This window comes from Nocardia sp. NPDC051833, from assembly GCF_040681225.1.
In the GTDB taxonomy this organism is placed as follows: domain Bacteria; phylum Actinomycetota; class Actinomycetes; order Mycobacteriales; family Mycobacteriaceae; genus Nocardia.
The window spans coordinates 836,870-852,219 of sequence record NZ_JBFAYK010000002.1; the positions used below are offsets into that span (position 1 = coordinate 836,870).

Annotated in this window: 11 protein-coding genes and 2 pseudogenes; 2 read left to right on the plus strand and 11 right to left on the minus strand. The window is 69.1% G+C overall.

The features are described 5' to 3' along the window. The first annotated feature begins 1,315 nt into the window (after positions 1 to 1,315). Positions 1,316 to 3,673, plus strand: a complete 2,358-nt coding sequence (locus AB0L91_RS22005; RefSeq protein WP_365012671.1) for a sulfatase-like hydrolase/transferase — start codon at positions 1,316 to 1,318, stop codon at positions 3,671 to 3,673. Between the two features lie 57 nt (positions 3,674 to 3,730). Beyond that, positions 3,731 to 4,159, plus strand: a pseudogene (locus tag AB0L91_RS22010) (ZIP family metal transporter); the annotation flags it as partial. 1,072 nt (positions 4,160 to 5,231) lie between these two features. Here AB0L91_RS22010 and AB0L91_RS22015 read toward each other — a convergent pair. The 11 genes and pseudogenes from AB0L91_RS22015 to AB0L91_RS22065 form a co-directional block, all read right to left on the minus strand. Beyond that, positions 5,232 to 5,702: pseudogene (locus AB0L91_RS22015) on the minus strand (enoyl-CoA hydratase-related protein); the annotation flags it as partial. A 344-nt stretch (positions 5,703 to 6,046) separates the two neighbouring features. Next, complete coding sequence (locus tag AB0L91_RS22020; protein ID WP_365012674.1) at positions 6,047 to 6,199, minus strand: hypothetical protein; 153 nt, start codon at positions 6,197 to 6,199, stop codon at positions 6,047 to 6,049. Positions 6,200 to 6,297: 98 nt separating this feature from the next. Next, positions 6,298 to 6,957, minus strand: a complete 660-nt coding sequence (locus AB0L91_RS22025) for a GAP family protein (RefSeq protein ID WP_365012677.1) — start codon at positions 6,955 to 6,957, stop codon at positions 6,298 to 6,300. A gap of 22 nt (positions 6,958 to 6,979) precedes the next feature. Next, on the minus strand, positions 6,980 to 8,665 hold the full coding sequence (locus tag AB0L91_RS22030; protein ID WP_365012679.1) for a SulP family inorganic anion transporter: 1,686 nt from the start codon (positions 8,663 to 8,665) through the stop codon (positions 6,980 to 6,982). 25 nt (positions 8,666 to 8,690) lie between these two features. Continuing rightward, complete coding sequence (locus AB0L91_RS22035) at positions 8,691 to 9,350, minus strand: GAP family protein (RefSeq protein WP_365012681.1); 660 nt, start codon at positions 9,348 to 9,350, stop codon at positions 8,691 to 8,693. 106 nt (positions 9,351 to 9,456) lie between these two features. Then, positions 9,457 to 10,398, minus strand: a complete 942-nt coding sequence (locus AB0L91_RS22040; protein ID WP_365012683.1) for a formylglycine-generating enzyme family protein — start codon at positions 10,396 to 10,398, stop codon at positions 9,457 to 9,459. A 74-nt stretch (positions 10,399 to 10,472) separates the two neighbouring features. Then, positions 10,473 to 11,300, minus strand: a complete 828-nt coding sequence (locus tag AB0L91_RS22045; protein ID WP_365012686.1) for a class II fructose-bisphosphate aldolase — start codon at positions 11,298 to 11,300, stop codon at positions 10,473 to 10,475. After that, positions 11,291 to 12,238: a hexose kinase gene (locus tag AB0L91_RS22050; protein ID WP_365012689.1), complete on the minus strand. Its 948-nt coding sequence runs from the start codon at positions 12,236 to 12,238 to the stop codon at positions 11,291 to 11,293. The genes AB0L91_RS22045 and AB0L91_RS22050 overlap by 10 nt, the downstream gene beginning before the upstream one ends. Continuing rightward, complete coding sequence (locus AB0L91_RS22055; protein ID WP_365012691.1) at positions 12,235 to 13,410, minus strand: amidohydrolase family protein; 1,176 nt, start codon at positions 13,408 to 13,410, stop codon at positions 12,235 to 12,237. The genes AB0L91_RS22050 and AB0L91_RS22055 overlap by 4 nt, the downstream gene beginning before the upstream one ends. Continuing rightward, positions 13,407 to 14,366, minus strand: coding sequence for an ROK family protein (locus AB0L91_RS22060; RefSeq protein ID WP_365012694.1), 960 nt, complete (start codon positions 14,364 to 14,366; stop codon positions 13,407 to 13,409). Before AB0L91_RS22060 ends, AB0L91_RS22055 begins: the two co-directional genes overlap by 4 nt. Next, on the minus strand, positions 14,363 to 15,277 hold the full coding sequence (locus tag AB0L91_RS22065) for a sugar isomerase (protein WP_365012697.1): 915 nt from the start codon (positions 15,275 to 15,277) through the stop codon (positions 14,363 to 14,365). The genes AB0L91_RS22060 and AB0L91_RS22065 overlap by 4 nt, the downstream gene beginning before the upstream one ends. Positions 15,278 to 15,350 lie beyond the last annotated feature (73 nt).

A 15,350-nucleotide genomic window follows, 5' to 3' on the forward strand; every position in this document is an offset into this window, starting at 1 on the left:
GGCAGCGACCGGGGGTCAGTCGCATCGGCACGGAACGCGCGACGCGCGGCCACTAGAGCGACTCAGCAGACCCCGCCTCTACCGGCTCCTCATCCCGGTCGACCGATCTATCTGGGCACGATCTGCGATAACGCCGGTCCCTCCAGCGGCCTGCACCAGTCCCTCGCCTTCCACAACCGGCGCGTTCGGCCGCCCGTGGCCGAGCGATTCTGCACGCAATCTGCACGAAAGATGGCTGGCCTACGTGGAAAACCACGTCTGACCAGCCATTATGCGTGGTCCCTGCTGGTTCGAACACGCCGAAACGTCGACGCCGAAACCGGCCACTACCTCGAAAAATAGGCCCCCACCTGGGAATTCATCCGCCACCCTGATCAAGCAGACATGCGCATCGATGGGCAGCATTTGGCTGCGCTATTGCACGCCGACGGACCAAGCGGCGCCGGTCAGTCGTGCGATGCGTTCCCACGAACCGGGTTCTCTGCCCCACAGCCGGTCGCGGTCGTTGTCCTCGGTTCCGGCGTGGATCGCGGTCGCGGTCGCCCGAGTCCAGACCGCGACCATGTGTTGTGCAGCTGACGTATCTCGGCCTCGGCGTCGGGGACGCAGCCCAGGTGTTCGCGGTGCAAATCTCCGCACGGACCAACGGTGCGGGTTCCATTTGTCTCGAACCTACCCATCAAGACCCAATAGTGCTCAGCAGTAGACATTTTCACGAAGCGACTGTTCTGAAGACCTACTCTGTCGTTCCGACGGCCATCGCCACGCAGACCGCGACTTCGGCGAAATCATTGAGACCACGGACAGCAGGCCAATCTTTGTACCCACCCATTGGCACGCTGGCCGGGCGAACGAGCAGACAGCCGTCATCGTCAACGCCGCGGATCCGTTTCCAGCGATGATCCGGGTCCGACTGGGACACGCCGGGCTGCCATCGCCACCAGGTGCGCCGGTTTCGCAAGTCGACCGAACACCGGTGGCGGCGCGCCGACAGCGGAACCCGCGCGATCGATAGAGCGTGGGGCACGGTCGGTAGTCGGGTTCGGGTCTGCGCGTGTGGGAGGGCAACAGGAACGCGGTGGTGCGGGGATAGAACATCGTGTGCCTCCACGGTTCGGCTGAGCGCGACCCTACCCAACCGAGGACATCGGATTTCGGCCGGCACACACGTCGTTCGCCTGGCCGGCGCCGAACACCCGCCTGAGAGGCTCGCGGTGGATGTGCGGGTCACCCGTTCTGGGTGAGGCCCATGCCCTGCTGATCCACGACGATGGAATCCGTCCCGCTCACGATCTGTTCGACGACAGGAGTAGCTGTGTCCGAGTCCGCCGGTTTCGCAGGAAAGATCGAGACTGACGTCCGCCATGCCACTCCGGACTGGGGGCCCTATGTCGAGCCCGCCGCTGGTGAGAACGCGCCGAATGTGCTCTACATCGTGCTGGACGACACCGGTTTCGGAACCTGGGAACAATACGGTGGGCTGGTCCGGATGCCGACGATGGACCGCATCGCCGCCGACGGGGTGTCGTTCACCCAGTTCCACACCGTGGCGTTCTGCTCGCCGACGCGGTCGTGCCTGCTCACCGGCCGCAATGCCACCTCCAACGGAATGGCCTGCATCGAGGAGATCACGACCGGGTTCCCCGGGTCCAACGGGCGCATTCCGATGGAGAACGGCACCATCGCCGAGGTTCTGCTGCGAAACGGATACTCGACGATGGCGTTGGGCAAATGGCACCTGACCCCGGCCGAGGAGTCCTCGCTGGGCGCCCGCCGCCGTTCCTGGCCGCTGGGACGCGGGTTCGAACGCTACTACGGGTTCCTTGGTGGGGAGAGCGACCAATACTACCCGGACCTGGTGGCCGACAACCATTTCGTCGAACCGCCCTCCACCCCCGAGCAGGGTTACCACCTGTCGAAGGACCTGGCCGACAAGGCGATCTCGTTCATCCAGGACACCAAGGCCACCGCGCCGAACAAGCCGTGGTTCATGTACTTCTGTCCCGGCGCCAATCACGCACCCCACCAGGTCCCCACCGAATGGGCCGACCAGTACAAGGGCGTGTTCGACATGGGCTACGAGAAGTATCGCGAGGTGGTGCTCGCCAACCAGAAACGACTCGGCCTGGTCCCCGATGACATCGAACTGCCCGCGTTGAACCCGAACATCGACGTGACCGGCCCGAACGGGGAGCCGTGGCCGGAGAACGACACGGCACGGCAGTGGGATTCACTGAGCGAGGAGGAGAAGAAGGTCTTCGCCCGCCAGGCCGAGGTGTTCGCCGGGTTCTCGACCTACACCGACGCCCAGATCGGGCGCGTGCTCGATTATCTCGACGAGACCGGCCAGTACGAGAACACTATCATCGTGTTCGTCTCCGACAACGGCGCATCCGGTGAAGGTGGCCCCAACGGCACCTGGAACGAGAACAACTTCTTCAATTCCGTGGTCGACACGATGGACGAGCAACTGCGCATGGCGCCGAAGCTGGGCACCGTCGAAACCTACAACCACTATTCGGTGGGTTGGGCGATCGCGTTCTGCACCCCGTTCAAGATGTTCAAACGTTACTCCGGCTACGAGGGCGGCACCGCGGACCCGATGCTGTTCTCCTGGCCCGCCGGACTCGGCAAGGGTGGTGAGTACCGGCACCAGTACTGCCATGCGATCGATGTGGTGCCGACCATCTACGACTGCCTGGGTATCACCCCGCCGGAGTCGATGAACGACGTCACGCAGGAGCCGCTGCACGGAGCCTCGCTGCTGCCACTGATGCGCGACGCGCAGGCGCCCAATCCGCGCGATGTCCAGTTCTACTCGATGCTCGGCTCGCGGGGAATCTGGCGCGACGGCTGGTTCGCCAACACCAACCACCCGCCCATGCAATCTGGGTGGGGGCATTTCGATGCCGATACCTGGGAGCTCTACCACCTCGAGGCCGATCGCAACCAGACGCGCGACCTCGCCGGGCAGATGCCGGACAAACTCGAAGAACTCAAGAAGCTCTGGTACTCCGAGGCCGAGAAGTTCCACGGCCTGCCGCTGGATGACCGGTCGGGGCCCGAGGTGTTCGCCTATCTGCGCAAGTTCCCCACCCCCACGCTGATGCCAGACACCGACCACCAGGTGTTCTACCCCGGCCAATCCGAGATTCCGGAACGCTCGGCGATGCAGTATTTCGGGCGGCCGTTCGAGATCATCGCCGAGGTCGAACTGACCGATGATTCGCAAGGGGTGCTGTTCGCCCACGGCGGCCGGTTCGGTGGGCACGCGCTCTACATCCGCGACCATCGGCTGCACTACATCTACAACTGGCTGGGAAAGAAGCGGCAGGACATCGTCTCCGATGCTGTGCTGCCGACCAGCGGCAAACACATTCTCGGGGTGAAATACGTCATCACTGGCCGAGACGGGGTGTCCCCGACCGGCACGGCAGCCCTGTATGTCGGCGACACCGCAGTCGGGACCGCCGACATCACGACCCAGATGGGGCACTTCTCCCTCGCCGGTGAAGGACTCACCGCAGGCCGCGACGCCGGACAGCCGGTGGGCGACTACCCGGTGCCCTTCGAATTCAGCGGCGGGCATCTGGCCAAGGTGACCCTCAAACGCGGCGACGACGACTGGACCGACGCGGAACGCACCCTCGCCGCCGGATTCGCCCGCGACTGAGGACGAATCCGGACAGCCGAGAACTCGGGAAGCCATCATGAACAGGACGAATGGCTAGTGTTGACCGCGTTGCTCTACGGTCTGGGCACCACGATCCCGATGATCGTCGGGGCCGGCATCGGCTTGCGTTACGACCTTGCAAGGCCGGTGCTGGCCGCGCTCATGGCTTTCGGAGCCGGGGCGATGGTGGCGGCGGTGTCGACCGAACTGTTCGAGCCGACGTTCGAGTCCGAGGGCGCGCTGGTCGCCGCCGCCGCGCTCATGCTGGGCGCGGCGGTATACGTCGTGGCCGACCATCTCATCGAGAATCGGCTCGGCCCTGCCGCTCTGGGGTGGGCGTTGATGCTGGGCGCGCTGCTCGACGGGATCCCGGAGAACACCACACTGGGGGTGTCACTGTCCGGGTCCGGCGGGCTGGTGCTGCTCGTCGCGATCGCGGTCGGCAACGTTCCCGAGGCGGTCGCAGGCGCAGCCTCGATGCGCGCCCAACACGGACTCGCCCACGGGTCTCACTGGGCGGGTAGCGCCACACCCCCACGATCACCCGTTGCCGGTGCGGGGATCTGCTCTCACAGCAGCCCGGTCGCACCCCGCACGGTGAACAGGGCGCGCCGAAGGCGAACAGCACCGCTGACCTCAGCGCTTTGTCGTGGGCGACGATCCACCGTTTCGCGGCATCGAGGACCGCCCGCGCCCGCTGCAAGAGCAGCACGAAGACCACGATCGGGACGACAAAGTCGAGGGGTCGCCGCCGCGAGCAACAACCCCTCCCCCGCTGTGACCGATGCACCCGCCGTCGCACCAGAACTGGCGACCACGTTTATCTCAGACATCATGATGAACAGGTTGGGGTTGATCATCGCCAGCCCCAGCACGGCCAGGAACACGGTGTGGCCTTCGCCAATTCGCGCGACCACTATGGTGTCCGGCCTGGCCAGTCCGGCGGTGTCAATTGGACTGGCAGCAGCGGGTCGTCGAGCAGATGCCGCACCATCGCGGCGGCCAGCTCGAACCAGGCGGGCAGAGTGCGCGCCTGCGGCTCCATCGCCAGCAATGCCGCACCGGTGTCGTCGGCCCGAACTGGGGGCGAACAACAGCTGGGCCAGCTCCAGCGAGCTTTCCACCGGCGTCGCGACGAACACCGAGGGCCGCTCGGCGAGCGGGGCCGGCAGCGGATGAGCCAGGTTGCCCGGAGCTCGCCGAAATGTAAGTGCCCCAGCGCTTCTCCTAGCTGGTTCGACTCGGCGGCGGTTTCGTCCGCACCGACGAGCACGGTCTGACTGTTCCATCCGATCAGAGGTGGTTCAGCGCCTCCTGCTAACGGGTGCGTCGTCGTTCCAGGCGCGTGGCGAGCCGGTACAAACCGTCGTCTCGCTCCCGATCTCCGACCGCCACCATGCGGGTGAGCGCAACCCGGACCGCCGAAACCTGGACGCCCATCAGCTGTGCCAGCGCCAGCACCTCCCCCGCTCAAGTGGTGGCGGACCGACCTCGGCGGCGGTGACCGGCGGCATGGAACCATCATCGGGCACCGTCGCCCAAGCGACGGATCTCACCGCTATTCCTCGGCCGCACGATTGCGGCCCGCACTCTTGTAGTCACCGTACGGCTCGTCGCGTTCACGCACAGCTTCTCGGAATCCGACAGTGGCGGAGCGCAATTGGAAGGAGTATCCCTCCCGGGTGTGGCGGGAGATACCGTCGAAGACGGTGCTGACTATCGCGGAGTTGCCGACGCTCTGAGCGAACAGCGCCGAGTTCAGCGCGAGCTTGGCCATCATCAGCTGGTTGACCGGCATCCTCACGATGCGCCCCACCAATTCCTCGGCGCGCGCGTCCAGATCCACGGCCGGACACGACTCCACCGCCAATCCCCATTCGGCGGCCTGCCGGCCGGTGATCGCGTCTCCGGTGAACAACAGTCGTTTGGCCCGCTGGTCGCCCAGCCGGTGAGCCCACATGCCGCCCGCGGGGATGCCCCACACCCGAGTGGGCGGATAACCCATGGTGGTGTCGTCGGCGCAGATGATCGGATGCGAGCTGGGTACGCCGAGAGCACCAGCGCGCCGCCGAGGGCGAGCAGGATCACCAACACCGTGTTGAAGGCCCCGATCATGCCCACCCAGGCGGGCCAGCCTTTGCGCTGGACCCAGTCCTGGACGGGTTGGACCGCGATGCTCAGCATCAGCGCGAGGAAGATCGGCCCCAGAACGCTGGAAAATGCCTTCGTTCCCGCGGTGGCGGCCACCGCGGCCGCCACCGACAGCAAGACGATCAGGCCACGGGGTATCGACCACTGGGGCGCGAGTGCGCTGTCGGTCGACTGGTCGGGCAGGCGCATCGGTTGCCTCCTGGCGTCGGCAGCACCCGCGGGTCAGCTCTCGGCGAAGACCTCGCGCAGCTTGACCTCCTGCTGGTGCGACAGGTTGGTGGAGATCAATGACTTCTGCAGATCCTCAAGCGTCGCTATCGCGGTGTCCGCGCCGGTCGGTGTCGGGAACTTCCAGACGGTCAGTGTGCCTGCCATGCCGTGAGCCCTTCTCTGGTTGTCGCGGTGGACGATTCCGACGCTAGATTCGGCTGGTGCGGGCCGCCTCGCCCGAAACGGGTGAACCGCGCAGTCGACTACCCGGTCAGATTGAGCACACCGCGAATGGTGAACAGCGCGCCGAACCCGATCAGGACCCCGATCGAGAGCCGCCGGTTATTGCGCAGCATCCATTCCTTGGCCCGGTCCAGCCCGGTCCGGGCGCGATCACCCAGCGCGAGATAGAGTCCGATCGGGATCAGGAAGTCCAGGGCGGCGGCGAGCAACAGCAGGGCGGTACCGACCAGTGCGGACGCCGTCGTGGTCGGCGAGCTGGCGATCACGCTCATGCCCGACATCATGATGAACAGGTTCGGGTTGACGATGGCCAGCACCAGCCCGGCCGAGAACGCCTTGCGCGGACCGGCGGCCTCGAGCTCGGTGAGGAACTTCGGCGGGGCCGTGTCGGCGGCGGGTCGGCGCACCCACACCCACGCACCCGCGACCAGGAACATCACGCCGACAACGAGTCCGGCCCAGTGCGAGACCGTCTCGGCGGTCGAGTTCGACTGCGCGGCGCCGCCGAGCAGGGCGGTGACCGCGACCTGGCCGTAGACCACCAGGAACGCGGCGGCGAACGCGGCGGCGTTGGCCACCGCGCGCCGAGATTGCAGCAGCAGCACGCAGCCGGCGATGGCCGCCGGTGTAACGATCAGGCCGAGCATCTCCGGGAACAGCGCGGCGATCAACTCACCCATCGGACTCTCCTCGACGGTCGATTCACGAGCTGGGTTCGGGCAGGTCGGCGATGGCCTCCGCCACCGTCGGGTAGACCACGATTCGGGTGGCGCCCGCCTCGGCCGAGTCGAGCAGCTCGGTGAACTGGGCCACCGAGCGGGCGATGCGCAGGTCGATCCGTCTGCGCGCCAGCTCGTTCCGCAGATCCAGCAGCATCTCCGCGGCCGAGACATCGATCGACGGCGAGGTCTCGGCGTCGAGGACGACCACGCGGGTGGTGTCGGTACACAGTGCCTCGATGCGCGACTTCACATAGTCGGCGTTGGCGAAGAACAGCCCCGATTCGACCCGCACCACCACCACGTCGGGACGCGCCGTGAGGTCGGCGTGTCGCGCAAGATCGACCCAGAGGTGCCCGTCCTTGGCCAGCGCGGCCACGTGCGGCTGCGAGGACCGGTAGACCAGCAGCACGATGGAGATGCCGACGCCGATGAGCAGGCCCGGTAGGGTGCCGAAGACCAGCACGCCGAGCAGGGCGGCGACGGCGGCCAGGAAGTCCACCCGGGCGGCGTGCCCGTAGATGGTTCCCAGCAGCTGGGTCCACACCCGGTAGAGCCGCCGCAGCGCGGCGAAATCGACCAGCTCGAGCACGGCCGCGATCACCACCGCGGCCAGGGTGGCCTCGGGCAGTTTCTCGAACAGGCCGGTCAGGAACAGCAGGGTCAAGACGGTAAGGAGCGCCACCACCAGGCCGCTGAGCTGGGTGCGCGCACCGGCGCCGCCGTTGACGGCGGTCTTGGACAGGCTGCCGTTGACCACCATGCCCGAGGCCAGGCCCGCGCCCAGGTTCGCCGCACCCATCCCCATCAGCTCCCGGTTGGCATCGATCGGGTAACCGGCTTTGGCCGCATAGGTTTTCGCCGCGCCGAGCCCTTCGGCGAAGCCGATCAGCAGCACCCCCACGGCCGGTCCGGCCAGCTCGAGGTAGTCACTGAAGCTCACCCCGCCCGGCACATCGAGGTGCGGGAGGCCGGAGTCGATGTGACCGACGATCTTCACGCCCTTCTCGTCGAGCGACAGCAGCCACACCGCGCAGATGCCGAACAGCACCGCCACCAGGGAACCCGGCACCATCGGCGCCCAGCGCTTGATCCCCAGCACGATCGCCAGGCTCAGCGCCCCCATGACCACGGTTCGCAGCTGGAGGTCACCGAGCCCGCTCAGCACACCCCAGGCTTGTTCGAAGAAGTTCCCGTCGTGCTTGGACACGCCGAGCAGCTTGGGCACCTGACCGATGATGATCGTCAGCGCCAGGCCGACGATGAAGCCCTTGAGCACCGGCTCGGAGATGAACGAGGCGAGGAACCCGAGCCGCACCAGGCCCGCGACCAAACCGACGACACCGGTACAGATGGCCAGCGCCGCCGACAGCGCGATGTAGCGGCCGCCGTCGGCGCCCGCGAGCGGGGTGATGATCGCCGCGGACAGCGCGGCGGTGGCCGACATCGGCCCGACGATCAGGTGTCGTGAACTGCCCGCGAGGGCGTAGAGGACCAGCGCGGGCACCGCCGCGTAGAGACCGACCACCGGCGGCACCCCGGCGATCGAGGCGTAGGCCAGCGCCTCGGGCACCAGTACCGCCCACACCGTGAGACCGGCGATCACATCGGGCCGCACCCAGCCGCGCTGGTACCCCTGCAACGATCCGAACACCGGCCACGACGCCATCGCCGCTCCTCCCTCGCGACTGGACCTACAGCCCGCCGATGCCCTTGCCGACGACGACCGCGCCCATGATGATCAGGACGATCGCCATGACGATGTGATTGTTGTCCTGCAGCCATTGCCGCGCGGAGTTCAGCGCGGGCGCGAACCGTTGCGCGGCCACGGTGTAGCCGATGACCACGGACAGCACCACCGAGGACGCCAGCAGGGTATAGATCACCACGGCGACGACATCCCCGGCACCGGACAGACCGGCCCCGCCGATGACCACACCGGCGGATACGCACAGCAGCAGATTCTTGGGATTGACCGCCGAGAGCAGTGCGCCGAGACCGATCGACTTGCCCGTTGTGATGGTGTCGATGGCCTGCATCCAGCCCGGTACCGCGGTGTCGCCACGATCGCGCCACTGCTTGATCGCCAGCACGATCAGCAAGGCGCCGAGCACGATCTTGATCCAGGACACCGCGACCGGCGGGTCACCGTCGCCGGAGTCGCCGAGCGAGCCCGACAGCAACGTCAGCACGGCGGTCACCAGCAGGATCCCGGCGACCCAGCCGAGAGCGAATCCCTTGGCCGCGCCGCCCGCGTTCTTGGACAGGATCATCAGGATCACCGCGACGATCGGAATCGGCGAGATCGCGACACCGACGGCCAGCGGTAGCAGATCACCCAGGACAGCACCCATACGGTGACAGTAGGTAGTTCGGTCGCGGTGCGGCTTCACCCGATGCGGATGAGATCGAGCCCGCGCGGAACCCGTTCCTGTGTACCGTGTTCGCCCGGGAACGCGGCTACCCGTCGACCACGCAGCGGAATCCGAGATGGCAGGTGGCGGTGTCGACGGCCTCGGGCTGGCGCGCCGCGGGACGGTAGCGCAGGCAGTAGTTCGGGGCGCACAGGTGCGATCCGCCTTTGATCACCCGGCGCGGGATCGTCTCCCCGGCCGCCGCGGATCGCCGGGCCGCGACATCGGGACCGCAGCACGAGGTGGCACCCAGGCAGTGTCCGGCGCGCCACCAGTCGCTGGTCCACTCCCACACGTTGCCCGTCATGTCGTGCAGGCCATGACCATTGGCGGGAAAGCTGCCCACCGGGGAGGTGTATTCGAACCCGTCGCTGCGCAGATTCTGCCAGGGGAACTCACCGCGCCAACGGTTGGTCCGGTAGGGCGCACCGTCGTCGGTCTCCTCGCCCCAGGCGAAGGTGGCCTGGTCGAGACCGCCGCGCGCGGCGAACTCCCACTCAGCTTCGGTGGGCAGTCGCGCGCCACGCCACTGGGCATAGGCCACCGCGTCCGCGTAGGCGACCTGCACGCAGGGGTGGTCGACGAGGTCGACGATCGTGGTGTCGGGTCCGCGCGGATGGCGCCAGTTCGCGCCCGGCACATACGCCCACCACCTGGTGAAGTCGTGCAACGGAATCCGGTGCGGGGCCTGCTGGAACACCAGTCCGCCCGGCACCAGCGATTCCGGATCGGCGCCGGGATAGTCGGCGGGGTCGAGCGGACGCTCGGCGACCGTGCGGTAGCCGGTGGCCGCGACGAACGCGGCGAACTGGGCATTGGTGACCGGGAAGCGATCGATCGCGAAAGGTGCGACGGTGACCCGGTGCACCGGGCGTTCCTCGGGATAGAAACGCGCCGAGCCCATCTCGAATTCGCCGCCGGACAGAACGACAGGCGGCGCCGACCCGAGCGACACGGCGTCGGCGGAGGCAGGTTCGTGGGCGGTCATGCCGGCGAATGTACCGCTCCGGCCGCCGCACCCCGGGACGAGTGCGGACGCGACACGGCGACCGGTCCCGGCAGTCAGCAGTCGAGCACGCGCAGGTGGTGTTCCACGTCCTGCTGGATGCCGGTTCGCCCCGGGCCGAGATAGCGGCGGGGATCGGAGATCGACGGCGCGGTGGCCAGTGCCGCGCGCACCGCGCCGGTGAGCGCGATGTTGAGCCGGGTACCGATGTTGATCTTCACCATACCGTGCCGGATCGCCGAGCGCAGGCCTTCGTCGGGAACACCGGAGGAGCCGTGCAGCACGAGTGGCACCGGCAATCCGGCTGCCAGTTTCGCGATCAGGCCGTCATCGAGGCAGGCCCCGCGCGTGGCCATGGCGTGCGAGGAACCCACCGCCACTGCCAGCGCGTCCACCCCGGTGGCGGCGACGAAGGCGGCGGCCTCGACCGGATCGGTGCGCGCGCCGGGCGCGTGCGCGCCGTCCTTGCCGCCGACCTCGCCCAATTCGGCCTCGACGAAGACCCCGCGCTCGTGACACCAGGCCGTGAGGTCACGGGTGGTGGCGGTGTTGGTGTCGAAGTCGAGCGTCGACCCGTCGTACATGACCGAGGTCAGTCCGAGCTCGACCGCCTCGCGCACCAGGTCGGCGCTGGTGGCGTGGTCGAGGTGGACCGCCAGCGCGGCCGTACTGTCCTCAGCGATGGCCAGGCAGGCACGGGCCAGCGGCTTCAGCCCGCCGTGGTAGCGGGCGGTGTTCTGCGAGATCTGCAGGATCGCGGGGCGCCCGGTTGACTCGGCCGCCGCGGTGATCGCCTCGGCATGCTCGAGGGCCACCACGTTGAAGGCGCCGAGGCCGCCGGAACCGGCGGCGGTGACGAGGTCGGGAACGCTGGTCAGAGGCATGGATTCTCCTGGTTCGCGCCCACCCGGCGAGCCCGGATCTCGGGCAGCAGGCGGGCACGTAGTTCACGGTCGATGTCGCCGGCGACCGGCGCGGCCACCGCGGCGGCCGAGGTGGCCACCGCGGTGGCCAGAACGGCGGGCAGGTCGGTGATGCCGGCGGCGAGCTGCGCGGCCACCGCGGCGGCGGCCGCGTCACCGGCGCCGGTGGTGTTGCCCGACACCGGGCGCGGCGCCGCGGCCGACCACGCCTCGGTGGCGGTCACCGCGATCATGCCCGCCGCGCCCCTGGTCGCGATCACCAGACGCGGCCCGGTCGACAGGATCGCCCTGGCCGCGCCCACCACCTCGATCGCGATGCGCGGCCGCATCCCGGTGAGCTCGTGCAGCTCGTCGTCGTTGGGCATCAGTACCACGCCGGGGACGCGGGCGCATTCCCGCAGCGCCACGCCGCTGACATCACAGATCACCGGCTTTCCCGCCGCCAGGGCGCGACGCGCGAGCGTGGCGGGCAGGTCGGCGCCCAGCCGGGGCGGTAGCGATCCCGAGACGACGACGACATCGGCGCTCGGCAGCCAACGGTCCAGCTTCGCCAGCAGCGCGGTCGCCGCGTCGGCGGCCGGTGGCGCGCCGGGTTCCCACAGTCCCGTGGTGAGCGCGCGCGGGGCGCGCTGCTGGACGACGAGGGTCCGCCGAACCCACGGCAGCGCCGGGACGAAGTCGGCGGTGAGCTCCCCCGCGACCTCGGCGGCGAACTCGGCGCTCGCCAAGCCGGTCGCCACGGTCGGCACGCCGAGCACGGTCAGCACCCGGCTGACATTGACGCCCTTGCCTCCTGCCCGCTGCCGGACCCGTTCGACCCGGTAGGTCTCCCCCGCCACGAACCGGTCCACCTCGTAGGTCACGTCGTATGCGGGATTGGCGGTGATGGTCAGGATCATCGCGTGCGCTCTCCCCGGAAGATCACCTGGCGCACCGCGAGCTCCTCGTCGACGACGAGCAGATCGGCCCGATACCCCGCGCGCAGATCGCCGACCTCGGTGAGACCGGCGACGGCCGCCGGGGTGGCGGTGGCCGCGCAGATCGCCGCGGGCAACGGCACACCGCACTCCTGCACCGCCCAGCGCACACAGCTCAGCAGGTCGGCGGTGCCGCCCGCGATCGAGCCACCGGCCACCCGCGCCACCCCGTCCCGCACGGTGACCTGTTGTGGACCCAGCCGGTACGCACCGTCGGGCATCCCCGCGGCCTGCATGGCGTCGGTGATGAGCGCGACGCGGGTGGCGGTGGCGAACACGAGCGCGCCGAATCCGGGATCGACGTGGACGCCGTCGCCGATCAGCTCGACGGCGGTCCGGTCGTGTGCGGCTGCGGTCAGCGCCGCCGCCACCGGTCCCGGCGCACGATGGTGCAGCGCGGGCATGCCGTTGCCCAGGTGGGTGACCGAGGTGGCGTGGCCGATGGGCCACAGTGCCCTCGAGAAGACCGCGTAGTCGGCGTCGGTGTGGCCCAGCGACACCGTCACCCCGGCGTCGGCGAGCAGACGGGCCACCTCGTTCGCGCCCGGCAGCTCCGGCGCGATGGTCATCATCCGCAGCGTCGCGCCCGTGGCCGCGAGCAGTCGCTCGGTCCATCGCGGGTCGGGATCGCGCAGCAGCCGCGGGTCGTGCGCGCCACAGCGCGAGACGGCCAGAAATGGCCCCTCGCAATGGATTCCGCCGATGATTCCGGCTTCGGCCAGGGTCCGCAGCATGGCGGCCTGGGCGAGCATGACCGCCGGGTCGGCGGTGACCAGCGCGGCGAGCAGGGTGGTGGTCCCACGCGAGCGGTGGAATTCGACCGCGGCGGTGGCCTCGGCGGCGTCGGTGGTGTCGAGGCGGTGGCCCGCGCCACCGTGGTTGTGGATGTCCACCAGACCCGGCACCACGGTGCCCGCCGAGGCGGGCGCCGGTTCGTCCGGGTACCGCGCGCGCCAGTCCGGCAGCGCGAGCACACCGGCGATCCGGTCACCGCGCAGCGAGACCACGCCGTCGTCGAACTCGGCACCGGGCGCGACAACGCGCCCGCGAACGTGCCGCAGGCGGGCACCGCCCGGCGGAGCGGACCCGGTCACACCAGGGCTCCGTGCCGGGCCAGCAGGGCCGCGCCGCGCAGGCCGGCGCGCGCGCCGTACTCGCCGATCCGCACCTGCGGCGCGGGCACCACCCGGACCCGGTTCGCGAGCGCGGTGTGCAGCCGATCCGCCAATTCGCCTCCGGCGCCGGCCAATCCGCCGCCGAGCACGACCAGTTCCGGGCACACGGCGTGCACGACGCCCAGCAGTCCGTCGGCAAGGGCGTCGACCGCGTCGGCCACGACCTGGCGGGCCGCCGGATCGGTAGACACCCGGGCGAACACGGCGGCGGCGTCGGCCGCCTCGTCGCCGGTCCGCAGGCGGTAGGCCCGCGCGATGCCGGTGGCCGAGGCGACGGTCTCGACGCAGCCGATGTTGCCGCAGGGACAGGGCATGCCGTGATCGCGGCGGACCGGAATGTGCCCGTACTCGCCGGCCTGCCCGATCCCGCCGCGCACGAATCGTCCCGCCACCGAAAGGGTTCCACTGATTCCGGTGCCGATGATGATCACGCACACCGTGTCGAAATCCCGGCCGGCGCCGAAGCGCCACTCCGCCCAGCCGGCCGCCGCGACATCGTGTTCGAGCAGCACCGGCACGCGCCACCGGCGCGTGAACCGGTCACCCACCACGACATCACGCCAGCCGATGTTCGCGCTGAGGACCGCGACGCCTCGCTCGGCGTCGACGATGCCGGGCAGCAGCACCGCCGCGCGGCGCACCCGCTCGCGTTCGACGCCGGGCAGTTGCTCGAGCAGGCTCGCGCCGAGTTCGGCCGCGGCGTCGAGCGCGGCCTCCCCGGCCGGGGTGGGGACCACGCGGCTGGCCCACACCGTGCCGTCGGCGGCACTGATCTCGGCCTTGATCGTGGTGCCCCCGATGTCGACACCGAGCACCAGGTCGCGGTCGTCGACCGGAATCGGCACACCCGGGAACAGGCTGATCGAAGCGCTCATGGGTGCAGGATGACCGATCGGCTGAGATTGCGTGGATGGTCGGGGTCGAGCCCGCGATCGGCGGCCCACAGCAGGCACAGCCGCTGCACCCGCACGAGCTCGGCCAGCGGGTCGGCCGCGCTGCCTTCGACGTGCGCGCCGGTGGCGGCGACCTCGGCGGCCAGACCCTCGGGCAGCTCACCGAAGGCCCACACCGCACGACCAGGCGCGGCGATGCTGATCGGTCCGTGCCGGTATTCGGTCGCCAGATACGATTCGGTCCACGCCTGCGTGGCCTCACGTAGTTTCAACGCCGCTTCCTCGCCGAGGGCGGCCGCGAATCCCGCGCCGACGAAGGTGATCTGCTCGGCCGCGCGCACGTCGGCCAGGGTGCGTGCCACGTCCTCGGCCAGCACCGCCCTGGCCTGGGCGATGACGGTGTCCATGTCCTGGCCCAGGTGCCAGCGCAGCAGGGCCAGTGTGGTGGTCGCGAAACGCGTCTGCACGACCGAGCGCTCGTCGATCTCGGCCATCACGATGGAATCGCCGAGTTCGAGCGCGGGCGTTCCCGGGCTGGAGCTGATGACGGTGCGCGGAATGTCGGCGGGGATGGCGCGCATGCCGTCGAGCACCTCGGTGGTGGTCCCGGAGCGGCAGATGATCAGGAACCGGTCGTACCGGCGACCGGCGGGAGTCTGGCCCGCGGACCAGGCGTCGGTCAGCCCCTGCCCCAGCCCTTCGCGCAGGGCCGCGTACGCGCGGGCGATGAATAGTGAGGTACCGCAACCGAGCACCGCGACCCGCTCACCGGAAACCGGTAGCAGGTGGGCGTTTCGGTGCGCGATGGCACGGGCGGACGCCCAGTCGTCGGGCTGGGTGCCGATCTCGGCGGCCAGGTGGGTATCGGAGAGAGAATCGGCGGTTGTGAGCACGTCATCAGAGTGCGTCACGTGATCGTTCATGTCAACTTTACAGAGAAATTGGTCATAAATGATCACCAGTGCG

Coding starts and splice junctions, on each gene's coding strand:
- AB0L91_RS22020 (WP_365012674.1), bottom strand. CDS start 6,199: ATGGCAGGCACACTGACCGTCTGGAAGTTCCCGACACCGACCGGCGCG.
- AB0L91_RS22025 (WP_365012677.1), bottom strand. CDS start 6,957: ATGGGTGAGTTGATCGCCGCGCTGTTCCCGGAGATGCTCGGCCTGATC.
- AB0L91_RS22030 (WP_365012679.1), bottom strand. CDS start 8,665: ATGGCGTCGTGGCCGGTGTTCGGATCGTTGCAGGGGTACCAGCGCGGC.
- AB0L91_RS22035 (WP_365012681.1), bottom strand. CDS start 9,350: ATGGGTGCTGTCCTGGGTGATCTGCTACCGCTGGCCGTCGGTGTCGCG.
- AB0L91_RS22040 (WP_365012683.1), bottom strand. CDS start 10,398: ATGACCGCCCACGAACCTGCCTCCGCCGACGCCGTGTCGCTCGGGTCG.
- AB0L91_RS22045 (WP_365012686.1), bottom strand. CDS start 11,300: ATGCCTCTGACCAGCGTTCCCGACCTCGTCACCGCCGCCGGTTCCGGC.
- AB0L91_RS22050 (WP_365012689.1), bottom strand. CDS start 12,238: ATGATCCTGACCATCACCGCCAATCCCGCATACGACGTGACCTACGAG.
- AB0L91_RS22060 (WP_365012694.1), bottom strand. CDS start 14,366: ATGAGCGCTTCGATCAGCCTGTTCCCGGGTGTGCCGATTCCGGTCGAC.